The organism is Streptomyces sp. NPDC001514 (assembly GCF_053597075.1).
The window spans coordinates 136,501-159,086 of record NZ_JBSFHO010000002.1 but is presented as its reverse complement, the minus strand read 5'-3'; the positions used below and the strand labels follow the sequence as shown (position 1 = coordinate 159,086).

Genomic DNA, 22,586 nt, shown 5'->3' with positions numbered 1-22,586 from the left:
CACAGCATCGAGGGGCACGTATGTCCGGACTGATCGACACAACGGAGATGTACCTCCGCACCATCCTCGAGCTCGAAGAGGAAGGCGTGGTCCCCATGCGCGCCCGGATCGCGGAGCGGCTCGACCAGAGTGGCCCGACGGTCAGCCAGACCGTGGCGCGGATGGAGCGCGACGGCCTGGTCACGGTCGCGGGCGACCGGCACCTGGAGCTCACCGACGAGGGCCGGCGGCTGGCGACGCGCGTGATGCGCAAGCACCGGCTCGCCGAGTGCCTCCTGGTCGATGTGATCGGCCTGGAGTGGGAGCAGGTGCACGCCGAGGCGTGTCGCTGGGAGCACGTGATGAGCGAGGCCGTGGAGCGGCGCGTGCTGGAGCTGCTGCGCCACCCGACGGAGTCTCCGTACGGCAACCCGATCCCGGGTCTGGAGGAGCTGGGCGAGAAGGCCGAGGCCGATCCGTTCCTGGACGACTCCATGGTGAGCCTGGCCGAGCTGGACGCGGGCGCGGAGGGCAAGACGGTCGTGGTCCGGCGGATCGGCGAGCCGATCCAGACGGACGCCCAGCTGATGTACACGCTGCGGCGGGCGGGGGTGCAGCCCGGGTCCGTGGTGAGCGTGACGGAGTCGGCCGGCGGGGTGCTCGTGGGCAGCGGCGGGGAGGCGGCGGAGCTGGAGGCGGACGTGGCGTCGCACGTGTTCGTGGCGAAGCGCTGACGTCGCAGGCTCCCCCGAGCCCGAGCGAGCCCGAGCCCCAGCCCGAGCCCCAGCCCGGTGCCGGGGGCTCTTTCCGGCGTTCCTTGCGCGCCCGTACCGCACTCGCGGTGCGGGCGCGTCTTTGCGCGCGCCTGTGCGCCGTGTGCCGCGCCGGAACCCGGCGGCTCCCGGAACGCGCTTTCAGGCCGGAATGGCAGCGCCCGGGCGATTCGCGTGCCACGCTGAACCGAGGCATATGACTGGGGGTGGCGCATGCCGTACCGCATGCCGTACGTACACATGGAGGGCCCCGGCGCCCAACGGCGCCGGGGCCTGTCCTCCCCTGTGCGACCCGGAGCCCCGAGCTCCCAGGGTCGCTCCCCTCGGACCGGTATCCCCGAGCGGTCCGCCTCCCGCAGAAGATCTCCCCTCGGCGAAGCGGATCAATCCTTGAGCATGGTCACTCGAACGAGGGGTGTTCGGCGCGGGATCCCGGTTTTCGAATGGAAGTTCGATAGTCTGGCGTGACTCGATCGCTTGTCGATCACTTCTTCATCGCTACGGAGATCCGCGGGGGACAGAAGGGGGTGCCAGGACCATGGTGCGGCGCATCGACGTGACGGGAGCGGACGGCGTACGCCTCGCTGCCTGGGAGTTCGCCGATCCGCCCAAGGGCCGCGCCGAGACGGACCGCGCCCAGGGCGTGTTATTGCTCCACGGGCTGATGGGCCGCGCCTCGCACTGGGCCTCCACGGCCCGCTGGCTCGCCGAGCGGCATCGCGCGGTGGCGCTCGACCAGCGGGGTCACGGGCGCAGCGAGAAGCCGGCGGACGGCTCGTTCACACGCGAGGCGTACGTGTCGGACGCCGCGGCCGCGGTCGAGCAGCTGAGCCTCGCCCCGGTCACGCTCATCGGCCACTCCATGGGCGCCCTCACCGCCTGGCAGCTGGCCGCCCAGCGCCCGGACCTCGTCCAGGCCCTGGTCATCTGCGATATGCGCGCCTCCGCGCTGGGCTCGGCCTCCCAGCGGGAATGGGAGGACTGGTTCCGCAGCTGGCCCGTCCCCTTCGCGACCCTCGCGGACGTCCGCAAGTGGTTCGGCGAGGACGACCCCTGGGTGGAGCGCCCGAGCCCCGCGCGAGGTGAGTTCTTCGCCGAGGTGATGGCCGAGCGGGCGGACGGCTGGCGGCCGGTCTTCTCCCGCCGCCAGATGCTCACCTCCCGCGAGACCTGGGTCCATGACGCCCACTGGGACTCCCTCGCCCACGTCCGGTGCCCCACCCTCGTCGTCCGCGGGCTCGACGGCCGGCTGGGCCGCGCCGAGGCCCAGGAGATGGTCCGGGTCCTGCCCCGCGGTCAGTACGCCGAGGTCCCCGACGCCGGCCACCTCGTCCACTACGACCAGCCGGCCGCCTGGCGCAGCGCGATCGAGCCGTTCCTGGACGGCGTCCTGACGCCGTGACGTCTCCGTTCGCCGGCTGACGTCGAAGAAGGCTCCGCGCTGATGCCGGATGTCCGGCCGGAGCGCGGCGGACCGGGCCCACCGTCATCGACCCGGTCCGCCGCGGCGGGGAGGTGGCTCGGAAAGAGCTCGGGAAGAGCTCGGAAAGAGCTCAGGAGGGGCTCAGGAGGGGCTCAGAAGGCGAAGACCGCGGCCTGGGTCAGGCTCGCCCGCATCTCGCACGAGTTGCCGTAGGTGGCCGACCAGCTGACCCGCTTGCCCTGCCAGACGCCGTCCGCGGTGATCGTGATCGGGTCCCACTGGCGGGTGCACGGGCCGCCGACGGCCTTGGACAGCAGTCCGAACTCGCCGTCCACCGCGGTCAGCTCCTTGCACGCCGCCGTGGCCGACGGGTGGCTGCCGCCCGGCCTCGGCGCACAGCTCAGAGTCACCGCGCGCTCGACGGTGGCCGTCGCGGCCTCTTCGCCCGAGCCGATGGCGAGCACCAGCGCCGACGGCGCGTAGAGACTGGCCGGCTGGGCGGGCGGCGCCGCCTGTGCGGCGCTGCCCACGGTCAGGAGGAGGGCGGCCGCGGAGGCCGTCGCGCCGAGTGTGTTGAAGATGTAACGCATAAGTGAATCCCCTTTGCCGGTGAGTGCGATTGCGCTCGGGAGTCTTGCTGATGCGTACAGTGATCGCACATCCATCGCATGTTTCCGGCCGCATACGTTCCGAAAGGGTGACCGAACGGTCGTTCGGGCAGTTCGGACGGGGTGTACAGGGCGGACGCCAGGCTGTCCAGCATATGGACATTGCTCGGTGGTGTAATCGGAAACAATCCCTTGACCTGCTTGTTCCTGGAATTGGTTCCATCTTGGAGTAGTGCCCCGTACGCCCCTTCGACCGGAAAGCGTCGGCATCCGCCTCAGCCGATCGGCTCACTGATTTCCACGCGGACCTTCAGCGTGTTCGCGGCCGCGGCGTCCAGGTCGATCGGTTCAGGGTTCTGTGTCGCGTGTTCCGGGGGTGTTGTCGCCGGCGGAGCCATTCGTGTTGTCCTCCGCCGCCGCACACATAGGGAACGAGTCCTTCACACCCCCGGCCTTTTCGGACAGGTCATCGGCGAGCTCGTACTCACCCCTTGCTGACCGCCGTCAGGATCTCCGGCAGCCGCCGCGCCGTCTGCGGCGCCGCCACCCGCAGCCCGCCCCACGTCACGACCCCGCCGTACACGATCCCCAGCGGCAGCAGACTCCACAGCACCGACTCCGCGTTGGCGGCATTCAGCCAGATCGTGAGCGCGATCACCGGGGCGCACAGCAGGGCCGAGGCGATCATTCCGCCGAAGATGGAGATCCAGGCCAGCCCGCCCTGCCCGGGCGCGACGTTCTTGTACGCGCTGTCCTGCGGGATGGAGTACGGGAAGCGCGCCGACGCCACCGCTCCCGTCGCCAGCATCGCGCCCAGCAGCGCGAGTGCGAGCCCGAGCGCCTCGGGAAGCGCCTTCCAGTTGCCCAGGATCGCCGCGGTGACGACGGTGACCAGGACCGTGTACGGGAGCGTGATCAGCAGCAACGCCAGCGCGCGGGCGCGCAGTTCGAGGTAGGCGTCACGGGGCGTCGAGATCGTCTGGGCCACCATCCAGAACGCGGAGGTGTCCTGCCCGAACTGGTTGTACATCTGGATGCCGAGCATTCCCGAGGCGAAGCACGAGAAGTAGATCGAACCGGTGCCCTGCAGGGCGTTGAACACCGGCACGATCAAGCCGATGACCAGCGCCGTCACCCACGCCGTCTTCGTCTTCGGGTCGCGCCAGACGTACCGCAGGCTGCGCTGCATGACCGTGCCCGTACGCCCGCCGGGCAGCAGCCGGTGCAGCCCGGTGGACGAGGCCTTGCGGCTCGGCTCCGACGCGGCCGCGAGCGTCGACCCGTCCGGGGTGGTCATCAGCCGCGTGAGGCTGTGCTGCCACGCGTACAGCAGCACACCCAGCGCGGTCACGGACAGCCCGAGCTGCGCGAGCGCCGTACCGTACGAGCCCGAAGCCGCCGAGTCGATCGCGCCGATCGCCGACGCCGGCGGGATCCAGCGCACGATCGCCGCCACCGGCTCGAGCGACGAGAGGCCTCCCGCCGCGCCGATCCGCTGCGCGCCGAAGTTCACGAACTGGATGCCCACCGCGATCACCAGACCGCTCAGCACCGCCAGGTCGCGGCCCTTGCGCGAGGTCAGCAGCCGGATGTTGGCCGCCGCGACCGCCCGCGCCAGCGCCACGCACACCAGCAGCGTCAGGGGTACGGCCACGACCGCGACCAGCACCGCCCCCGTGCCGTGCGCCAGCGCCAGCGCGCCGCCCACGGCCAGGAAGAGCGTGAACAGCGGGCCGATCCCCACCAGCGAGGCCACCAGCAGCGCGGAGACCAGCGGACGCGGGCGCAGCGGCAGCATCACCAGCCGGGTCGGGTCGAGCGTCTCGTCGCCGCTCGGGAAGAACAGCGGCATGAACGCCCAGCCCACCGCGAGCACTCCGACCAGCAGCACCACCACCGTGGCCGCGCTCTCCTCGCCGCGGAGCAGGATCAGCCCGATGAGCTGCCCGGCCGCGATGAGCAGGGCCACGACCGCCGACGCGACGAAGGCGGCCGTCCGGCCGGAGGACTGGCGCAGTCCGTTGGCGAGCAGCGACAGCTTGAGCCGTACGAAAACGGGGGTGATCGAAGCAGTCACGGGAGTCGTCGGATTCGTGGCCGTCGTCATCGCGAACCGCCGCCGCCCAGCCAGTCCAGCGAGTCCCCGGCGTCGCGGCCGCTCGCCCCGACCAGCTCCAGGAACGCGTTCTGCAGCGACGACGCCGAACCCCGTACCTCCTCCAGCGTGCCCTGCGCCCTGATCCGGCCCGCCGCCATCACCGCGACCCAGTCGCACAGCGACTCCACCAGCTCCATCACATGGCTGGAGAAGACGACGGTCGCCCCGGAGGCGGTGTAGCGCTCGAGCACTCCACGGATCGTCTGGGCCGAGACCGGGTCGACGCCCTCGAACGGTTCGTCCAGGAACAGCACCCGGGGGTTGTGCAGCAGGGCGGCGGCGAGGCCGATCTTCTTGCGCATACCGGTCGAGTAGTCGACGACCAGCTTGTGCTGCGCCCCCGCGAGATCCAGTACGTCGAGGAGCTGCGCCGCCCGCTTGTCGACCTCGTCACCGGGCAGCCCGCGCAACCGGCCGGTGTAGGCGAGGAGTTCCCGTCCCGACAGCCGCTCGAAGAGCCGCAGCCCCTCGGGGAGTACGCCGATCCTGGCCTTGACCTCGACCGGGTCCTTCCACACGTCGTGGCCGACGACCTCGACGCGCCCCTGGTCGGGGCGGAGCAGCCCGGTCACCATCGACAGCGTCGTCGTCTTGCCGGCGCCGTTCGGTCCGACGAGACCGATGAACTTGCCTGCGGGCAGGGTCAGATCGATGCCGGCGACGGCGACCTGCTCGCCGAACCGCTTCCACAGCCCCTCGACACGAACGGCGGGCGGCGCCGTTTCCGGCGTACCGCCCGCCGCCTGGAGCTCTGTCCGGCCGCCTTGCCGGCCGGCTTGCTGGCTCGTTTTCTGGTCCGGCATGGTCGCTGCCTTCCGTTGTCCCCGTTTGTACGGGAACAACATTACGATCAGCGCGTCCGCTCGGCGGCCGCCTCTCGTCCACACGCGTATGCCAGGGGGCTGATGAGCTCCTCCGCGTCCGGCAGCCAGCGGTTCGCCAGTGTGGGGCGGCGGGCCCATTGCACCGCGCCCTGGCCGCCGATGCGGGTCGGCGGTGCCGCCACATAGTGGCCCTCGCCGCGCGCCACCAGGTCGATCGAGCTGGGCGCCCAGCCCAACTTCCGCACCAGATCAGGGGCCTTCACGGCGCCGCCGGGCAGCACGAAGAACATCATCCGCCGGTCCGGGGTGCGGGTCACCGGACCGAGCGTCAGATCCATCCGCTCCATCCGTGCCAGTGCGAGGAAACCGGCGGACTCCGGGACGTCGAGCGCGTCGAACGTCCGTCCCGTCGGCAGCAGGATCGACGCCTTCGGCTGCTTCCCCCACAGCCGGCGCGCGGCGACGGCACTGCCGGTCGCCTGGTTCGCCCAGTCCGGGCGGGTGGCGTGCGCCCCCGGCGCCTCGCACGCGGGCGCGCCGCAGGAGCACCGCTCCGCGCCGTCGGCGGCCTCGAGCCAGGTGCCCGGGAACACGTCCCAGTGGCGCTCCTCCGCATACCGCACGGCGCTGTCCAGCAGTTGTTCGCCCCGCTGCCTGGGGATCTGTGCGGCTTCCGTGCCGATGGTCTCTTCCACGATAAACACAACTCCCCCTGTCGGTGCGGGTTACGGGCGCGCACGGGCGGGACACGGCGCATCGTTCCTGCATTTGGGGCGCACGGGTGCATGGGTGGGGGCGCGCGTGCGGCCGTTGCCCGGCGGGAGGGTAACCCCTTGCGGGGTAGCGGCATTCACCCGTAATCGTCCGAGCTCATTGGCATTCTCCGGATAACCGCCGGGAAGTGATCAATTGAAGATCATGGGCTCGATCGAAGATCCCGGTTGAAGGTCTCGATTGAAGATCACGAACTGAGCGGTCCGATACAGGGGGTAGTCATGGCAGCGAGGCCACTCGTCGCCCGCCAGCCGAACGAACGGCTGCAGGCGCTCATCCAGGAAGCCGCGTGTTCCAACGCCGGGCTGGCCCGCCGGGTCAACCTGGTGGGTGCGGAGCGCGGACTCGATCTGCGGTACGACAAGACGTCCGTGGCGCGCTGGCTGCGCGGACAGCAACCGCGCGGGCGGGCCCCGGGGATCATCGCGGAGGCGCTGGGCCGCAAGCTGGGGCGTACGGTCACGATCGACGAGATCGGTATGGCGAACGGGAAGAACCTGGCGTCGGGCGTCGGGCTGCAGTTCGCGCCGACCGTGCTCGGGGCGATCGAGCAGGTCTGCGAGCTGTGGCGCAGCGATGTGGGCCGCCGTGACTTCCTGTCCGGGTCGACGGTCGCCGCGTCGGCGCTCGTCGAGCCCAGCCGCGACTGGCTGATCACGGGCGCGGACGCGCAGGTGGCGCGCACGGCGGGCGCGCGGGTGGGGGTGTCGGACGTCGAGGCCGTACAGGCGATGACGGAGGCGCTCAAGGTGCTGGACCACCGCTTCGGGTCCGGGCATGTGCGGCCGGTCGTCGTCCACTACCTCAACAGCGTGGTGTCGGGGCTGCTTTCGGGCTCGTACCGGGAGCCGGTGGGCCGGCAGCTCTTCGCGGCCGTCGCCCGGCTCACCGAACTCGCCGGATACATGGCGGTGGACACCGGCCAGCCCGGGCTCGCGCAGCGCTACTACATCCAGGCGCTGCGGCTGGCGCAGGCGGCGGGCGACCGCGCGTACGGGGGGTACGTCCTGGCCGCGTCGATGAGCCACCTCGCGGCGCAGCTCGGGAACCCGCGGGAGATCGCCCAGCTCGCGCGGGCGGCGCAGGAGGGTGCGCGGGGGCAGGTGACACCGCGCGCGGAGGCGATGTTCTACGCGGCCGAGGCGCGGGGCCACGCGCTGCTCGGCGACGCCCGCACCTGCCACGAGGTCGCGGGCAGGGCGCTGGCGGCGCTGGACCGGGCCGACCCGGAGTCGGGGGACGACCCGGCCTGGATCGCCCACTTCGACCACGCGTATCTGGCCGACGAGCTGGCCCACTGCCACCGCGACCTGGGCGAGGCGGACGTGGCCGCCCGCCACGCCGCGGACTCCCTGGCGGGCCACCCCGAGTCCCGGGCCCGCCGCCGCGCGATCGGGCTGGTTCTGCTGGCGTCGGCCCAGGTCCAGCAGCGCGAGGTGGAGGCGGCGTGCCGGACGGGCACACAGGCGGTGGAGCTGCTCGGGACGCTGAGGTCGAGCCGGGGCGCGGAGTACCTGGAGGACCTTCAGCACCGGTTGGAGCCGTACGGGAACGAGCCGGTGGTGCGGGAGTTCGGGGCGAGGGTGGAGCTGCAGGCGGCGTAGAGGGGCGCAGAGGGGCGTGGAGGGGCGTAGTGGAGTGGTGGCGGGGGCACACGAACGGCGCGGAAGGCGGGGGTCAACAGCGTCTTGGGCCGCGATCTTGTTACGGGCGCCACACGTGTGTGCGGAGGGGCTGCGTCACCCGGTAGCGTGAACCGACGATTCCGTAGGTTTACGTGTAGGAGTCCCGGTGACGCGAAGCGGACAGGGTGACGAGGCGCAGCTTCCCGCAGCGCGGCCCGCGCACGAGGGTGTCGTGCTGCCCGCGGACGGCAGCGGGCCCTGGATACCCGGCGTCAGCGGGGAGCAGGCCGCTCCGGCGGGCGGGGCGCCCTGGGGCGGGCCGTGGGGCCCCGAGCAGGGGCAGTCGCAGCAGGGTCCGGGACAGCCCGCGCCGTACGCCCAGCCGCTGCCGCCCCAGCAGCATCCGCAGCAGGCTCAGCCGCTGCCGCCGTACGACGGCGGTGCCATGGGCCAGCTGCCGGGTCAGTACGGGCAGACGGGCAGCGCGGACGCCACGCAGTACATCGCCCCCGTTCAGCCGGCCGCCGGTGCGCTCCCGCACGAGAACCCCGCCGAGTCGACGCAGTTCCTCGGCATGCGGCCCGCCGCCGCGGGGGGCGACGCGGACGCCACCCAGTACCTGCCGCCCGTACCTCACGACGGCCCGTACGGGATCCGCCCCGGCGAGCCCGGCGACCGTCAGCCTCCGGCGGAGTTCGACAGCCTCTTCCGCAGCGAGGGCGCGGCGCCCGGTGGTGGGGCGGAGGCCACGCAGTACCTGCCGCCCGTGGCGCCGCAGCCGCAGCAGTCGTATGCGCCCACGCCGCAGTACCAGCCCGCCTACGAGCCGTCGTACGAACCCGAGCCGCCGCAGCGCCGCCCCTCGCGTGTGCCTGTCGTCGCCGCGGTCGTCGTCGGCTGTGCCGTACTCGGTCTCGGCGTGAGTGCGCTGATGTTCGGCGGCGGTGACGACGACAAGGGCCGGCCCGACGACAAGACCGTCGCCGCGGCGACGTCGCCCGCGCCCGGCTCGACGACCCAGGGCGCGGCCGATCCCGCGAAGGCGCAGGCCGAGGCGCTCGACAAGCTCCTCGCGGACAGCAACAACAGCCGCGCAGCGGTGATCCGCTCCGTCGACTCGATCAAGAAGTGCCAGAACCTCGACCAGGCGGCCGAGGACCTGCGCGGCGCGGCCGAACAGCGCCGCGGCCTCGTGACCCGCCTCGAGGGCCTCTCCGTGGACAAGCTCCCGGACCACGCGGCGCTCACGGGGGCCCTGACCCAGGCCTGGAACGCCTCCGCGAAGGCCGACGACCACTATGCGGAGTGGGCGGGCCAGGTCGGCGGGAAGAAGGGCTGCCGCGACGGCCGGGCGCGCCAGACGAGCCAGTATGCCCAGGCCAACAAGGCGAGCGGCGACGCCACCACGGCGAAGAGGGAGGCCGCGGGCCTCTGGAACTCCATCGCCACCACGTACGACCTCGCGAAGCGCGAGGCCTCCGACCTCTGACGCGTCGGGCGGTGGGCCCGTGTGTCCGTCCTCGAACGCCGGACCGGCTCAGACCTCGAACGCCGGACGGGCTCGGAATGAGCCCCGCCGCAGGCGCCCCGGCCACCTACGCCGTCGGCGCGTCCCGCATCGTCGTGCTGACGTCGACGAAGCCCTGCTTCTGGGCGACCAGGCGGCCGTCGCGCACGACCTGGAAGGTCACGCTGCGGTTGACGACGCGGGGGAAGCCGGGCGTGCCCAGCATGTCCTGGAAGCGCCAGCGCAGGGACGGGGTGAGGCCGCCGGTGTCGACACGGACGCCGCTGTCGAGGGCGTGGGCCACCGCGCCGGGGCTGATCTCGTCGCGATCGAGGGACTCGATGACCTTCTTCAGGACGGTGTACGCGATCCACGTGGTCTGCACACCCGCGTCCGCCGCATCGATCCGGTTGTCACCGAACGCGTGCTCCCGGATCACGTCGCGCATCGTCCCCCACCGGGCGTCGCCCGAGTCCGGGTACCACCCGGTCATGTACGCGCCCTCGAAGGGCCCGTTCGCGCCGCCCGTGCGGTCGATCAGCGGCTGGTCGACCGAGCTGAGGACCGAGGAGATCCGGACGTCCTCCCCCTCGCTCTCGCGCAGCCGCCGGAAGGAGTCGAAGAACGTCTCCGTGCGCTCGCCGAGCACGGCGGTGACGCAGCCGTCGTCGTCGCCCGCCTCGTCGAGCGCCTCCTCGGCCTTCTCCGTGTACTCGGTGGAGTCCTCCGCCGCCTTGACGTCGATGGACTTCTTCCCGTCGCCCTGGGCCAGGCCGGCGTTCAGCAGCACGGGCAGATCGTCGCCCGTGACGGTGTCGGGCCGCACCAGCGAGACCTTCTGGCAGCTGACCGCCAGCTGTCGGCCGTTGCCGGCGAGCAGCGCGGCCTGGCCGCCGTTGACGGGGTAGGAGAGGTAGCTGGTGAACTCCTCCTCGGAGATTCCGTAGCCGCCGATGTACGGAATGCCCGCCGCCTCCAGCGGTGCCATGAACGCCCGGCCGTGCTGGCTGTACGAGCCGACGACGGCGACCGCCTCTTCCTTCGCCGCGCGTCGGGCGCACGCGGCGGCGCCCGCCGTCGTGTTGTGCTCGTTGCAGGTGATGACGCGCAGCTCGTGGCCGTCGATGCCGCCGCGCGAGTTCACGTACCGGGCGTAGGCCTGCGCCATGGCAGGCATTCCCGGCATGTTGGTCGCCTTGGTCTCGTCGGGGGCGAAGGTCATCACGGTGATTGGCTCCCTGGAGTCCCCCGTGACACCAGGGAGCACGCCGCATCCGGACAGTGATATTCCGACCGCCGCCATACACACGGCAACGACTGTCGCGGTCCTGTGGGGGCGGGGGGAGGAGGAAAGTCGCCATCCGGTCATGGCCATGCACATTTCCGTCTCGCGGGTAACGCTGGAGTGTGGTCACTTCAACGTGAAGTGACGAGAGGGTGAATTACAGGGGCTGGAGATCGCCCAGTTGTGGGGAACGTACGATCGATGCGTGCAAGCTTCGGTGCAGTGCCCCCAGCGGCGCCCTCACGTGCACGAACCCCTCGTGGCGGAGCTCGCAAGGACCGAGCTCACGAGGTGAACGTCAATGAACTCTTCCCGTCGCGGCCGTCGCTCGTCCACCATGGGCGACATGCCGCTCAATGACATGCCCTGGTGGCGCTGGCGCAGCAATGTGCGCTCGGCGCTGCACATGCTTTCCGACCCCGGCTTCCACCAGGAGACCTGGCTGGCGGGCCGCGAGGGGTACGGCGATGTCACCGACGCCGTGTACCGGCTGGTCGAGGACACCTGGCTGGACAGCTGGTCCGCCGAGAAGTACGTCGGGACGATCTTCCGGGACTCGGGGGAGGCGGCCCTGGTCGACGTGGCCGTGCTGCGGGTGCTGAGGATCATGCACCAGGTGGGTCCGGACGCGCCGGTGTCGGCGTACATGGAGCACCACGGCTGGCCGGAGGCGGTACGGGCCGCGCGCGAGGCGCACGTACGGCTGGCGACGAACGACGGGGAAGACCCGGACGCGCCGCCGCGCACGCTGGAAGTGCTGCGGATCATGACCCGGTCGGCGTGAGGCGCCGGGTGCGTTCTGCCCCGTGTTCCGCCTGACGGACTCGGGGCCCTCGGTGCCAGTGGTGTGTGGCACTCTACGAGGATGACCGACCAGTACGTCCTCACGCTTTCCTGCCCGGACAAACAGGGCATCGTGCACGCCGTCTCCAGCTATCTCTTCATCACCGGCTGCAACATCGAGGACAGCCAGCAGTTCGGGGACCGGGACACGGGTCTGTTCTTCATGCGGGTCCACTTCTCGGCCGAGGCGCCGGTGACGGTGGACAAGCTGAGGGCCAGCTTCGCCGCTGTCGGGGACTCGTTCCAGATGGACTGGCAGATCCACCACGCCGAGGAGCGCATGCGGATCGTGCTGATGGTCAGCAAATTCGGCCACTGCCTGAACGATCTGCTCTTCCGTACCCGGATCGGCGCGCTGCCGGTGGACATCGCGGCAGTCGTCTCCAACCACACCGAATTCGCCGAGCTCGTCGCGTCGTACGACGTCCCCTTCCACCACATCCCGGTCACCAGGGACACGAAGGCGGACGCGGAGGCGCAGCTGCTGGAGCTGGTGCGTGCGGAGAACGTGGAGCTGGTCGTGCTGGCCCGCTATATGCAGGTGCTGTCCGACGACCTGTGCAAGGAGCTGAGCGGCCGGATCATCAACATCCACCACTCCTTCCTCCCCAGCTTCAAGGGCGCGAAGCCCTACCACCAGGCACACGCGCGCGGCGTCAAGCTGATCGGCGCGACCGCCCACTATGTGACGGCCGACCTCGACGAGGGCCCGATCATCGAGCAGGAGGTCGAGCGCGTCGGCCATGAGGTGACGCCCGAACAGCTGGTGGCGATCGGCCGCGACGTGGAGTGCCAGGCGCTGGCGCGCGCGGTGAAGTGGCACGCGGAGCACCGCATCCTCCTGAACGGCCGCCGCACGGTGGTCTTCGCCTAGGCCCTGTCCAGAAGTCCGCTCGGGCAGACGGCAGCCCGCTCAGAGCCGCGACAGGGACGCCGCCGCGAAGAGGACGTCGCGGATCGCCTCGCGGTCGCCGTCCTGGCCCGCCGCGGCCTCGGCGGGAGAGATGTGCCCGGCGACGAGCTGGCAGAACTCGACGGCGTCGAGGGCGACCTGGGCCACCGCGCGGGAGGGGTCGCCGAGGGCGGCAGGGGAGTCCAGGGCGATGTACCAGTGGCCGCCGCCCGCGCCTTCGACCTCCAGGTGGAGCGAGCGGCCGGGGGAGCCCGCCGCGACCAGGTCGCGGGCGGGTCCCGCGAGTCCGGCGCGGCGGCGGGCGGCCAGGGCCGCGGGGAGCAGCCGGGCCGCCAGGTCGATCATGTGGTGGAGATGCGCGGCGCTCGGCGGATCGTACGGGTAGTCCACGGCGTTCGCGATGTCGTCCGCGTGCACCCAGCACTCGAAGGCGCGGTCGAGCAGCGAGTCCCGCAGCGGCAGCGCGAAGTCGCCGTACGACACGGACAGCTCGGCGACCCCGCGGCCCGCGAACGACACCGTCCGCACCAGCGTGTGGCTCTGCTCGCGCCACGGCACCCGGACCCTCCGCGTCGGCGGGAAGTGCGCGGAGCGCCAGTACTGCTCGGTGCGGTCGGACGGCGAGCGTGGCGCGGCGTCGCCCGCAGGGTCCTCCAGGCCGAGCGCGGACGCGACCAGCCCGTCCACGGACATCAGATGGCCGATGACACCCGCGACCGTCGTCTTGCGGCTGACCGCCTCCTTGCCGTCGAACCATTTCAGCCGCAGCGGCGTGTGCCACTCCGAGTCGCCGATGTCCCGCAGCAGCGCATCGAGACGCGCCGTCTCCGCGTCGTACGGGGTCGCCCACGCGGGCACCGGGATACGGGCGGGCCGACGGCCCAGGCAGTTCTCCAGCACCCGGGACCGCAGCAGCGGGTCCAGGTCCAGATCGCGGTCCGCGTGCAGCAGCCCGACCGCGTCGCGCAGCCGCAGCGCCTCGTCCGCGCACGGGGCGCACTCGGTGAGGTGCTCCTCGACCGCCGTGGTCTCCTCGGCGGAGCACGCGGACAGGGCCCACGCGCCCAGCAGCGACTTCAGCACGCCGTGCGGCAGCCGGCCGGTGGCTCCGGGCTCCTCCGGCGGCATCGGCTCGGGCAGGACCGGCGGCGGCGTCAGATCGTCACCCGCCGCCCGCGGTCCCGGTATGCGCGGCGCCGCGCCGGGCCCGTCATCGGGCTCGCCGGGGCCGCGGCCCCCGTCGAGTGGGCCGGTCACAGGGCGCGTCCGTATCCGGGCGGTGAGGAGCCCTCCATGAGCGGGCGCGTGTTCGCCGTGGACAGCAGTTGCAGGCCGAGCCGGAGCCGCCGTCTGGCCTCGTCCTCCGTGACCCCGAGGTCGGCCGCCGTCTGCCGGTAGTCCCTGCGCTGCACGTACGCCAGCTCCAGCGCGGCCCGCAGCGGCGCCGGCATCGACGTCACGATGTAGTCGGCGCGGGCGGCGACCGATGCGCGCCGGATCTTCTGCTCCAGCTCCTCCGCGGTGCCCCTGCCGCTCTCCGCGTGGGCCGCAGCCTCCTGCTCGCGCAGGCGGTGCACGGCCTGGCGGTGGGTGAGCCGGGCCACCCAGGACCGCATGTTGCCCTGCTTGGGGTCGTACGCGTCGGGGTTCTCCCACACGTAGCCGAAGACCTCACGGGTCACCTGGTCCGCCGCCGCGTCGTCGTCCAGCACCCGGTGGGCCAGGCTGTGCACGAGCGAGGCGAACCGGTCGTACAGCTCTCCGAGCGCTGCGGCCTCGCCCCGCGCCAGTCGCTGCTGCATCCTGCGGTCCCAGCGGGGTGGTGTGTCCTTGGCCATCCGGCGCCCCCAAACCCTCCGCACGTTCGCTGCCCGTCGTCGTCTCGAATGTAGTGGGCCGTCCCGGTCGGGTACCCGTCTTTGCGGCAAGTACGCCTTCAGGGGTTTGACCCCGGGGCGGCTGGGCAGCGGCGCCTGGAAGACAAGCTTCCGCATCTCGACGACGAGGAGGGCCGGACGCGTGATGCTCAAGGTGGACCGGGCCGAGCAGGGCGCGTGGACCGTGCTGCACATTCGGGGCGAGCTCGATCTGGTCAGCTCGCCCCTCGTCCGTCGGCGCATTCACGACGCGGTCGCCCTGGGCCGCCGCGATCTGGTTCTCGACCTGTCGGGGGTGCGGTTCTGCGACTCCAGCGGCGTCGGTGTGCTCATCGCCGCCCGCCGCCTGATGCGCTCCTGCCGGGGCCGGCTGCGGCTGATCCTCCCGGCGCGGGGTGCCGTCGACGGCTCGCACGTGAACCGGGTGCTGGCCGCGCTGGGCGTCCGCCGGCTCTTCGACGTGTACGAGGACGTCGCGAGCGCCGTCGACGAAGAGGCCGAGCCGGTCTCGGCGTAAGAGGAACGTGATCCGGGTAAGGGGAGCGCGATCCTGCCCCGGCGTCGTACCCTCCTCCGCATGGACAGCGCAGAGTACGAGCGCAAGATCGCCCACCGGTTCGCCGAGTTCGACCAGGACGGCAACGGCTACATCGACCGTGAGGACTTCAGCGGAGCGGCCAAGGCGCTGCTCGCCGAGTTCGGGACGACCGCGCGCTCAGACAAGGGGCAGGCGCTCTATTCGGGCGCCGAGGCGTTCTGGCAGGGCATGGCGGGGATCGCCGACGTGGACGGCGACCAGCGGGTCACGCGCCAGGAGTTCGTGACCGGCGCGGTCAAGCGACTGCGCGACAACCCCCACCGCTTCGCCGAGATCGCCCGCCCGTTCCTCCACGCCGTGGTCGCCATCGCCGACGAGGACGGCGCCGGGGTCACCCCGGCGAACGCGGCGCGCGTGCTGCGCGTGCTGGGCGTCGAGCCGGAGCGCTGCGAGGCGGTGGCGGCGGCGCTGGACGCGGACGGCGACGGCCGCATCGGCGAGGACCAGATCCTGGCGGCGTTCGCCGCGTACTACGTCACGCCGGAGCCGTAGGCGGCCGGCAGGCCCGGTCCCCAGGCCCACCCGGTACCGCCGGGTGGGCCCGCGTGTCCGTCCTCGATCGCCGGACGGGCTCGAAACGAGCCCGCCGCTCAGGCGTCGGCCGCTCCCGACGGGGCGAAGCGTTCCCGAAGCTTGTACTTCAGGACCTTCCGCAGCGTCTCGTTGCGCGGAAGCGCCTCCACCACCTCCACCTGCTCCGGCAGCTTGTGCGTGGCGAGGCCCTCGCCGCGCAGGTACGCCGTGACCTCCGGCAGCGTCAGCGGCGCCGCAGGCGCCGGCTGTTCGATCACCGCGCAGACGCGCTCGCCGCGGTCGGGGTCCGGGAGGCCGATGACCGCCACGTCTTCCACCCCCGGATGCCGGTGCAGCAGGTCCTCGATCTCCTTGGCCGAAATGTTCTCGCCCTTCCGGATGATGACGTCCTTGAGGCGGCCGGTGAGGACGAGGTGGCCCGACGGGGTGAGGTGCCCGAGGTCCCCGGTGATGAGGAAGCCGTCCGCGTCGAAGACGGCCGCGGTCTGCTCCGGGTCCAGGTACCCCTGGCAGACCGCCTCCCCGCGCAGCCGGACCTCGCCGTCGACGATGCGTATCTCCATGCCCTCGGGGGGCCGGCCCTCCGTCGTGGCGAGGTTCTCCGTCGAGTCGTCCGGTGCACCCATGGTGATCATCGGCACCTCGGTCATGCCGTATCCGTGCGTGAGCCGGACGCCCATCTCGCGGACGACGGCGTGGTACAGCTCGGGCGGCTTCGCCGCGCCCCCGCCCGCCAGCAGCCGCAGGGTGGGGATGATCGGCTCCCCGGGCTGTTTGCGCTGCTCGGCCAGGAACATCGAGTAGAAGGCCGTGGAGCCGCCGGCCGTCGTGACCCCGTGCTTGCGGTACGTCTCCAGGGCGTCCGGCAGCGCGAACTTCTCGAACAGCACCGCGGGGAAGCCGTACAGCAGCAGCATCACCAGATAGTCCGCGCCGCCGATGTGCGCGAAGGGGAAGGCGATGGAGCCGACGTCGTCCGGGGTGAGGCGCAGGGCGTGGGCCAGGCAGGAGCCGCCCGCGATCAGTGAACGGTCGGTGTGCAGGACGCCCTTGGGGTCGGAGGTGGTGCCGGAGGTCCAGTAGATCCAGCGGACGGAGGTGCCCTCGGCCGGGGGCGGGGGCAGGACGGAGGGGTCCCCGTCGGGCAGCGACCCGGGCTCGTACGCCTCGAAGACGCCGCGCGCACCGAGCCGCCGCGCCATCTCCGTGTGGTCGAAGCCGCGCCACTCGCCGGGTACGGCGAAGAACTCCGCCTTCGACTCGCGCAGCGCGAAGCCGACTTCCCGGTCCCGGTAGAAGGGGATGACCGGGGACTGGACGGCCCCGAGCCGGGCCAGTGCGCCGGCCAGCAGGACCGTCTCGATGCGGGTGGGCAGCTGCCAGGCGACGACGGTGCCGGCCCGGACGCCGTTGCCGTACAGCCCGGCCGCCACCCGCTCGCAGCCGTCCCGCAGCCCGCCGAAGGTCAGTCGGCGATCGTCCTGGATCAGCACCGGGCGGTCCGGGGTGAGCGCGGCGCGGCGGTCGATGAGCTCCCAGAGGGTGCGGGAGGCGCTCAGGGCGTGTGCGGTCTCGTTCATGTCCCCTCCGATGGAGCTGACGGACAGTCAGATCGTGCGGAGAGCGTAGGGCCGGTCGCCTTGTCGGTCCAGGGGTGCGGGGCTAGCCTGCTATCTGACGACCCGTCAGAACTGCTGTTCAGGACCGCCAGAGCGGAGGGGACCCGATGGAACGGGAACTGCCTCGGATCATCAGCGTCGACGACCATGTGATCGAACCCGCACATCTCTTCGAGACATGGCTGCCGGCGAGGTACCGGGACCGCGGGCCCCAGCCGCTCACCGCCGGGATCGGCGAGCTCGCCTACGTCGGCGGCAAGTACCAGATCACCATGGACCCCGACGGCCCGCCGACCGACTGGTGGATCTACGAGGACCTCAAGTTCCCGTACAAGCGCAACATCGCCGCCGTCGGCTTCGACCGCGACGACATGACGCTGGAGGGCATCACCCGGGCCGAGATGCGGCGCGGCTGCTGGGACCCCAAGGCCAGGCTGGAGGACATGGACCTCAACCATGTCGAGGCCTCGCTCTGTTTCCCCACCTTCCCCCGCTTCTGCGGCCAGACCTTCGCCGAGGCCAAGGACAAGGAGGTCGCGCTCGCCTGCGTGCGCGCCTACAACGACTGGATGGTCGAGGAGTGGTGCGGCGACAGCGGCGGCCGGCTGATCCCGCTCTGCATCATTCCGCTCTGGGACATCGACCTGGCGGTCGCGGAGATCCGGCGGAACGCGGCGCGGGGCGTGCGGGCCGTGACCTTCTCCGAGATCCCGACGTATCTGGGTCTGCCGTCGATCCACTCGGGCTACTGGGACCCGTTCTTCGCGGTGTGCCAGGAGACCGGGACGGTCGTCAACATGCACATCGGGTCGTCCTCGCAGATGCCCGCCGCCTCGCCGGACGCGCCGCCCGCCGTCCAGGCGTCGCTGTCCTTCAACAATGCGATGGCGTCGATGATGGACTTCCTCTTCAGCGGGGTGCTGGTGAAGTTCCCGACGCTCAAGCTCGCGTACAGCGAGGGCCAGATGGGCTGGATCCCCTACGCCCTGGAGCGGGCGGACGACGTGTGGGAGGAGCACCGGGCCTGGGGCGGGGTGCGGGACCTGATCCCGGAGCCGCCGTCCACGTACTACTACCGGCAGATGTTCTGCTGCTTCTTCCGCGACAAGCACGGGGTCGCGTCGCTGGACGTCGTGGGGCGGGACAACGCCACGTTCGAGACCGACTATCCGCACGTCGACTCGACCTTCCCGCACACGAAGGAGGTCGCGCTCGACCATGTGAAGGACCTCGACGACGAGACCGTCCACAAACTGATGCGCGGCAACGCGATCCGGATGCTGGGCCTGGACCTGGACTGATGGACCTCGCGTACACGGAAGAGGAAGAGGCCTTCAGGGCGGGGCTGCGTGAGTGGCTCGCGGTGGCGCTCCCGAAGCTGCCGCCGAAGCCCTCGCCCGACGACTGGCCGGGGCGGCGGGCGTACGACGCCGGCTGGCAGCGGGCGCTGTACGACGCCGGGTACGCGGATCTCCACCGGGACGCCTCCCCGACCCACCGGCTGATCTTCCTGGAGGAGACGGAGAAGGCCGGCGCACCGTATGTGGGGGCCAACTTCGTCGGCCTGCTGCACGCGGGGCCGACCATCGCCGCGGAGGGGAGCGCCGAGCAGCGCGAGCGCTGGCTGCCGCCGATCCTGCGCGGCGACGAGATCTGGTGCCAGGGCTTCAGCGAGCCGGGTGCGGGATCGGACCTGGCGTCGCTGCGCACCCGCGCGGTCCGCGACGGCGACGCGTACGTGGTGACCGGCTCCAAGATCTGGACCTCGCACGCGGAGGTCGCGGACTGGTGCGAACTGCTGGTCCGCACCGATCCGGACGCCGCCAAGCACCGCGGGATCACCTGGCTCGCCATGCCGATGGACGCGCCCGGCATCACCGTACGGCCGCTGCGGACGCTCGCCGGATCGACGGAGTTCGCCGAGGTCTTCCTGGACGAGGTGCGGGTGCCGGTCGCGAACCGGGTCGGGGCGGAGAACGACGGCTGGCGCGTCACGATGGTCACCCTCTCCTTCGAACGCGGCACCGCCTTCGTCGGCGAGGTCGTCGCCTGCCGTCGCACGCTCGGCGAGCTCGCCCGCGCCGCCCGGCGCAGCGGCCGCTGGGACGACAGCGCGCTGCGCCGGCGGCTGGGGCGCCTCAACGCCGAGTTCGGCGCCCTGTGGCGGCTCACCCAGTGGAACGTCAGCGAGTCGGCGCGCACGGGCGGCGTGCCCGGCGTCGGCGGCTCGGTCTTCAAGCTCCGCTACTCCCACGCGCGTCAGGAGCTGTACGACACGGCGGCGGAGGTCCTGGGCCCGGACGCCCTCGACCTGTCCCGGGACTGGACCCTGGACCGCCTGTCCTCGCTGTCGTACACGATCGCCGCCGGCACTTCCCAGATCCAGCAGAACATCGTCGCCGAGCGCATACTCGGCCTGCCGAAGGAGCGGTGACCGGGCGTGCACTTCCAACTGACCGATGACCAGCGCGCCTTGCGGGCGGGCGTACGCGAGCTGCTGGAGGCCCGGTTCGGCCGTGAGGCGCTGCGCCGCGCCGTGGACGCTGACGGACCCGTACTGGACCGGGCGCTGTGGCGGGAGCTCGGGGAGGCCGGGTTCTTCGCGCTGCGGCTGCCCGAGACGGAGGGCGGGGTCGGGCTGGGGCTGCCCGATGCGGTGCTCGCGTTCGAGGAGGCCGGGCGGGTGCTGCTGCCCGGACCGCTGGTGGCGACGCAACTGGCGGCGGGGGCCGTGCCCGGGGCGGCGACCGGGGAGACGGTGGTCACGACGGCGGACGGCGGCCTCGTCACCTGGCTGGAGGAGGCCGACGAGGTGCTCGGGGACGTGGCGGGCGCCGTGGCCGTACGGTCCGTCGATCCGCTCACGCCGCTGCACCGGCTCCCCGCCGGCGGCGACGACCGGGCCCCGAACCTCGACGCCGTGCTGCTCACCGCCGCCGAGCAGGTCGGGTCCGCCGCCCGGACCACCGAACTGGCGGTGCGGTATGCGAAGGAGCGCGAGCAGTTCGGGCGGCCCATCGGCGGGTTCCAGGCCGTCAAGCACCTCTGCGCGCAGATGCTGGTGCGCGCCGAGCTGGCCCGAACCGCCGTCTACGCCGCCGCCGTCACCGCCGACCACGTCGAGATCGCGGGCGCCAAGCTCCTCGCCGACGAGGCGGGGGTCCGGTGCGCCCGCGACTGCCTCCAGGTCTACGGCGGCATGGGCTTCACCTGGGAGGCCGATGTGCATCTGCATCTCAAACGGGCCTGGGTGCGCGCCCAGCTCTGGCAGAGCACGTCCGACGCCGAGGAAGCCTTGGCCTTGGCACTCTGAGGAGTCACCGTGCGTGGCATCGCGTCGATATCGGGTTGTGTCCTTCGCGGGACTCGTCACGGCCCGGAGTCGGGTCCCCCCTCCGGTACGCTCCGTCGGGTGCGAGATGCGTGCTGCTGCGGGGTACGAACCCCGAACCTCCGGCCGGACACCGACGTGGTCCCCGGAGAAGAATGCGCCGCTCGCACAGGGTGTTCGACTACCCGCAGCGTGCGTCGCACAGTATGCACCACGCATACTCCTTCGCGCTGGAATATGCCCGAAGCGCTTGTTGCGGTGACTGTACGTCAACCATGCTGTCTCGCAAGGAAATCACGTTCCGTGATGGCGATGGCTGTGAGGCGCGAGGCGATGTGTCCGCCGGTTCGGATGGTGTGAACGGTGCAGGTGCTTCAGGTTCAGTTGGAGGTCGGGCCGGATCCCGCGGAGGTGGGACGGGCCAGGAGGTGGGCCCGTTCGCGGCTCGCAGGATCCGGGATAGGGGACGACGAGCCGCTGGCGGAGACGCTGGTGCTGCTCATCTCGGAGCTGGTCACCAACGCGGTGGTGCACACGGGCTGCCCCGCCGTGCTCCGCATGCTCTTCGGCGCGGATGCGGGTGCGGCGGCCGCGGGGACGGTACGGGTGGAGGTCGCCGACACGAGCGCCTGCCCGCCGCAGCCGCGGCACGCGGACGGGGATGACACCAACGGGCGCGGTCTGGAGCTGGTCGACGGGCTCGCCGACCGCTGGGGCTGGCAGCCCGAAGGGGCCGGCAAGAGCATCTGGTGCGAGGTCGACCGGTGCGCGGCGCCTCAGTCGCAGCCCCGGTCACGGCCGTCGGCGCCGCACACGGTGGCCCCGGCCGTTGCGGTGGGCCTGACGCCCGGGACGTACACCGCCTGACACGGGGCGCCCGGCTGAACGGCTCCCCGGGTACGGGGGGCTCCGGGCGCCCGGGCGCCCCCTACCCGGGCGCCGGTGGCGCTAGAGCACGGCCACCGGCGCGACCGGAGTCCCGGTGCCGCCGACGAACGGCTCGGGCGTCGCCGACAGGAGGAAGGCGTACCGCCCCTCATCGGCGCAGGCCGTGGACAGCTCCTCCAGATTCCAGTTCTGGCCCTGCAGCATGCCCATTTCCACCAGATCCAGCGCATGCACCGCCAGCCACAGGTTCTCGATCTCCGGCGGGAAGATCTCGAAGGTGAGCGTGTCGTTCGCGACGGCCGCCACATCGCGGGCATGGAACCACTCGGGCGTACGGACCGAGAGCCCGGGCGACGGGAAGGCGTACCCGTGCTTGTCCCCGCCGAGATACGCCTGGATCTGCCCGGTCCGTACGAGCACGACGTCCCCGGGGCGTACGCTCACGCCGCCGAACTCCTCGGCCTCCGCCAGGTCTTCGGGCGTCACGGCATGGTCGCCCGGCAGCCGGTCGACCCCCTTCGCGCGCGCCACGTCCAGCAGCACCCCGCGCGAGACGAGCGTGCGGACCTTGTCGATGCCGCTGAAGGCAGCGCCTGTGTGGGCGGTGATGGTGTCCGCGGGGCGGCCGTTGTAGATCCTCCCCGAGTGGGAGACATGGGTGAGCGCGTCCCAGTGGGTCGCCGCCTGCAGCCCCATGGTCACGGCGTCGTCGCTGGTCGCGACCGTACCCGGCCCGAACAGCTCCTGATTGATCTGCACCATCGTGTGCAGCGGGTTCACCCGCCCCGGGATCATTCCGGTCTGGACGCCGTCCTGCTGGAGGGGGAGTGCGAGCGGTACGCGGCGGCCGGTACGGATCTCCGCGGCGGCGCCCCGCACCACCTCGTCCGTGACGAGGTTCAGTGTCCCGATCTCGTCGTCGGCGCCCCAACGCCCCCAGTTGTTGATGCGTTTGGCGATGTCGTGGAACTCCGGTGGCAGCGTCGGCCGGATCGGCTGGGACATCGGTCCTCCTGGGGGCTTGTGC

The 22,586-nt window shown here is 71.7% G+C and carries 21 protein-coding genes; 12 read left to right on the top strand and 9 right to left on the bottom strand.

The annotated features are described in order from the left end of the window. Window positions 1-20: 20 nt before the first annotated feature. The gene (locus ACWCXB_RS03415) at window positions 21-713 is read left to right on the top strand and encodes a metal-dependent transcriptional regulator (RefSeq protein ID WP_450718512.1); all 693 of its coding nucleotides are present in this window, start codon (window positions 21-23) and stop codon (window positions 711-713) included. 577 nt (window positions 714-1,290) lie between these two features. After that, window positions 1,291-2,154 (top strand): alpha/beta fold hydrolase, encoded by an 864-nt coding sequence (locus ACWCXB_RS03410; RefSeq protein ID WP_450718510.1) that lies wholly within the window; start codon window positions 1,291-1,293, stop codon window positions 2,152-2,154. A 173-nt stretch (window positions 2,155-2,327) separates the two neighbouring features. Here the strand turns inward: ACWCXB_RS03410 and ACWCXB_RS03405 are convergent, their stop codons facing one another. The 4 genes from ACWCXB_RS03405 to ACWCXB_RS03390 form a co-directional block, all read right to left on the bottom strand. Continuing rightward, window positions 2,328-2,765 carry a subtilase-type protease inhibitor gene (locus tag ACWCXB_RS03405; RefSeq protein WP_450718508.1) on the bottom strand — a complete coding sequence of 146 codons (438 nt, stop codon included), beginning with the start codon at window positions 2,763-2,765 and terminating at the stop codon, window positions 2,328-2,330. 502 nt (window positions 2,766-3,267) lie between these two features. Beyond that, on the bottom strand, window positions 3,268-4,890 hold the full coding sequence (locus ACWCXB_RS03400) for a transporter (protein ID WP_450718506.1): 1,623 nt from the start codon (window positions 4,888-4,890) through the stop codon (window positions 3,268-3,270). Then, window positions 4,887-5,744 carry an ABC transporter ATP-binding protein gene (locus ACWCXB_RS03395; protein ID WP_450718504.1) on the bottom strand — a complete coding sequence of 286 codons (858 nt, stop codon included), beginning with the start codon at window positions 5,742-5,744 and terminating at the stop codon, window positions 4,887-4,889. The genes ACWCXB_RS03400 and ACWCXB_RS03395 overlap by 4 nt, the downstream gene beginning before the upstream one ends. Before the next feature lie 47 nt (window positions 5,745-5,791). Continuing rightward, a complete protein-coding gene (locus tag ACWCXB_RS03390) occupies window positions 5,792-6,469 on the bottom strand; it encodes a bifunctional DNA primase/polymerase (RefSeq protein WP_450718502.1) in 678 nt (225 codons plus the stop codon). Window positions 6,470-6,760: 291 nt separating this feature from the next. Here ACWCXB_RS03390 and ACWCXB_RS03385 point away from each other — a divergent pair, with 291 nt between their 5' ends. After that, window positions 6,761-8,143, top strand: coding sequence for a transcriptional regulator (locus ACWCXB_RS03385; protein ID WP_450718500.1), 1,383 nt, complete (start codon window positions 6,761-6,763; stop codon window positions 8,141-8,143). 187 nt (window positions 8,144-8,330) lie between these two features. Then, entirely contained in the window at window positions 8,331-9,653 is a 1,323-nt protein-coding gene (locus tag ACWCXB_RS03380) for a hypothetical protein (RefSeq protein ID WP_450718498.1), read from the top strand. 106 nt (window positions 9,654-9,759) lie between these two features. Here ACWCXB_RS03380 and ACWCXB_RS03375 read toward each other — a convergent pair whose 3' ends face one another. Further along, window positions 9,760-11,040 carry an ABC transporter substrate-binding protein gene (locus tag ACWCXB_RS03375; RefSeq protein ID WP_450718941.1) on the bottom strand — a complete coding sequence of 427 codons (1,281 nt, stop codon included), beginning with the start codon at window positions 11,038-11,040 and terminating at the stop codon, window positions 9,760-9,762. 253 nt (window positions 11,041-11,293) lie between these two features. On the opposite strand from ACWCXB_RS03375, the gene ACWCXB_RS03370 reads away from it, so the two are divergent. Beyond that, complete coding sequence (locus ACWCXB_RS03370) at window positions 11,294-11,740, top strand: SCO4402 family protein (RefSeq protein WP_450718939.1); 447 nt, start codon at window positions 11,294-11,296, stop codon at window positions 11,738-11,740. A gap of 81 nt (window positions 11,741-11,821) precedes the next feature. Beyond that, window positions 11,822-12,673 (top strand): formyltetrahydrofolate deformylase, encoded by an 852-nt coding sequence (purU, locus tag ACWCXB_RS03365; protein ID WP_450718496.1) that lies wholly within the window; start codon window positions 11,822-11,824, stop codon window positions 12,671-12,673. A gap of 39 nt (window positions 12,674-12,712) precedes the next feature. On the opposite strand, the gene ACWCXB_RS03360 is transcribed toward purU, so the two are convergent. Next, complete coding sequence (locus ACWCXB_RS03360) at window positions 12,713-13,969, bottom strand: zf-HC2 domain-containing protein (protein ID WP_450718494.1); 1,257 nt, start codon at window positions 13,967-13,969, stop codon at window positions 12,713-12,715. Next, window positions 13,966-14,550 carry a sigma-70 family RNA polymerase sigma factor gene (locus tag ACWCXB_RS03355; RefSeq protein WP_450718492.1) on the bottom strand — a complete coding sequence of 195 codons (585 nt, stop codon included), beginning with the start codon at window positions 14,548-14,550 and terminating at the stop codon, window positions 13,966-13,968. Before ACWCXB_RS03355 ends, ACWCXB_RS03360 begins: the two co-directional genes overlap by 4 nt. 181 nt (window positions 14,551-14,731) lie before the next feature. Here ACWCXB_RS03355 and ACWCXB_RS03350 point away from each other — a divergent pair, with 181 nt between their 5' ends. Beyond that, entirely contained in the window at window positions 14,732-15,106 is a 375-nt protein-coding gene (locus ACWCXB_RS03350; protein WP_450718490.1) for an STAS domain-containing protein, read from the top strand. A 60-nt stretch (window positions 15,107-15,166) separates the two neighbouring features. Further along, window positions 15,167-15,679, top strand: a complete 513-nt coding sequence (locus ACWCXB_RS03345; RefSeq protein ID WP_450718488.1) for an EF-hand domain-containing protein — start codon at window positions 15,167-15,169, stop codon at window positions 15,677-15,679. Between the two features lie 98 nt (window positions 15,680-15,777). Here ACWCXB_RS03345 and ACWCXB_RS03340 read toward each other — a convergent pair whose 3' ends face one another. Next, window positions 15,778-17,301 carry a class I adenylate-forming enzyme family protein gene (locus ACWCXB_RS03340; protein ID WP_450718486.1) on the bottom strand — a complete coding sequence of 508 codons (1,524 nt, stop codon included), beginning with the start codon at window positions 17,299-17,301 and terminating at the stop codon, window positions 15,778-15,780. Window positions 17,302-17,447: 146 nt separating this feature from the next. On the opposite strand from ACWCXB_RS03340, the gene ACWCXB_RS03335 reads away from it, so the two are divergent. From ACWCXB_RS03335 to ACWCXB_RS03320, 4 genes are all read left to right on the top strand, one after another. Further along, window positions 17,448-18,641, top strand: a complete 1,194-nt coding sequence (locus ACWCXB_RS03335) for an amidohydrolase family protein (RefSeq protein WP_450718484.1) — start codon at window positions 17,448-17,450, stop codon at window positions 18,639-18,641. Then, entirely contained in the window at window positions 18,641-19,774 is a 1,134-nt protein-coding gene (locus ACWCXB_RS03330) for an acyl-CoA dehydrogenase family protein (protein ID WP_450718482.1), read from the top strand. Before ACWCXB_RS03335 ends, ACWCXB_RS03330 begins: the two co-directional genes overlap by 1 nt. A 6-nt stretch (window positions 19,775-19,780) precedes the next feature. Further along, on the top strand, window positions 19,781-20,653 hold the full coding sequence (locus tag ACWCXB_RS03325) for an acyl-CoA dehydrogenase family protein (RefSeq protein ID WP_450718480.1): 873 nt from the start codon (window positions 19,781-19,783) through the stop codon (window positions 20,651-20,653). A 381-nt stretch (window positions 20,654-21,034) separates the two neighbouring features. Continuing rightward, window positions 21,035-21,538: an ATP-binding protein gene (locus ACWCXB_RS03320; RefSeq protein WP_450718478.1), complete on the top strand. Its 504-nt coding sequence runs from the start codon at window positions 21,035-21,037 to the stop codon at window positions 21,536-21,538. A gap of 81 nt (window positions 21,539-21,619) precedes the next feature. On the opposite strand, the gene ACWCXB_RS03315 is transcribed toward ACWCXB_RS03320, so the two are convergent. Next, entirely contained in the window at window positions 21,620-22,564 is a 945-nt protein-coding gene (locus ACWCXB_RS03315) for a cyclase family protein (RefSeq protein ID WP_450718476.1), read from the bottom strand. Between the last annotated feature and the right edge of the window lie 22 nt (window positions 22,565-22,586).

What these genes read in the sequence shown, in the direction of transcription:
- ACWCXB_RS03355 (WP_450718492.1), bottom strand. Translation starts at nt 14,550, where the DNA reads ATGGCCAAGGACACACCACCCCGCTGGGACCGCAGGATGCAGCAGCGA.
- ACWCXB_RS03340 (WP_450718486.1), bottom strand. Translation starts at nt 17,301, where the DNA reads ATGAACGAGACCGCACACGCCCTGAGCGCCTCCCGCACCCTCTGGGAG.
- ACWCXB_RS03335 (WP_450718484.1), top strand. Translation starts at nt 17,448, where the DNA reads ATGGAACGGGAACTGCCTCGGATCATCAGCGTCGACGACCATGTGATC.
- ACWCXB_RS03345 (WP_450718488.1), top strand. Translation starts at nt 15,167, where the DNA reads ATGGACAGCGCAGAGTACGAGCGCAAGATCGCCCACCGGTTCGCCGAG.
- ACWCXB_RS03370 (WP_450718939.1), top strand. Translation starts at nt 11,294, where the DNA reads ATGGGCGACATGCCGCTCAATGACATGCCCTGGTGGCGCTGGCGCAGC.
- ACWCXB_RS03315 (WP_450718476.1), bottom strand. Translation starts at nt 22,564, where the DNA reads ATGTCCCAGCCGATCCGGCCGACGCTGCCACCGGAGTTCCACGACATC.
- ACWCXB_RS03410 (WP_450718510.1), top strand. Translation starts at nt 1,291, where the DNA reads ATGGTGCGGCGCATCGACGTGACGGGAGCGGACGGCGTACGCCTCGCT.
- ACWCXB_RS03385 (WP_450718500.1), top strand. Translation starts at nt 6,761, where the DNA reads ATGGCAGCGAGGCCACTCGTCGCCCGCCAGCCGAACGAACGGCTGCAG.
- ACWCXB_RS03400 (WP_450718506.1), bottom strand. Translation starts at nt 4,890, where the DNA reads ATGACGACGGCCACGAATCCGACGACTCCCGTGACTGCTTCGATCACC.
- ACWCXB_RS03395 (WP_450718504.1), bottom strand. Translation starts at nt 5,744, where the DNA reads ATGCCGGACCAGAAAACGAGCCAGCAAGCCGGCCGGCAAGGCGGCCGG.
- ACWCXB_RS03415 (WP_450718512.1), top strand. Translation starts at nt 21, where the DNA reads ATGTCCGGACTGATCGACACAACGGAGATGTACCTCCGCACCATCCTC.
- ACWCXB_RS03405 (WP_450718508.1), bottom strand. Translation starts at nt 2,765, where the DNA reads ATGCGTTACATCTTCAACACACTCGGCGCGACGGCCTCCGCGGCCGCC.
- ACWCXB_RS03375 (WP_450718941.1), bottom strand. Translation starts at nt 11,040, where the DNA reads ATGACCGGATGGCGACTTTCCTCCTCCCCCCGCCCCCACAGGACCGCG.
- purU (WP_450718496.1), top strand. Translation starts at nt 11,822, where the DNA reads ATGACCGACCAGTACGTCCTCACGCTTTCCTGCCCGGACAAACAGGGC.
- ACWCXB_RS03330 (WP_450718482.1), top strand. Translation starts at nt 18,641, where the DNA reads ATGGACCTCGCGTACACGGAAGAGGAAGAGGCCTTCAGGGCGGGGCTG.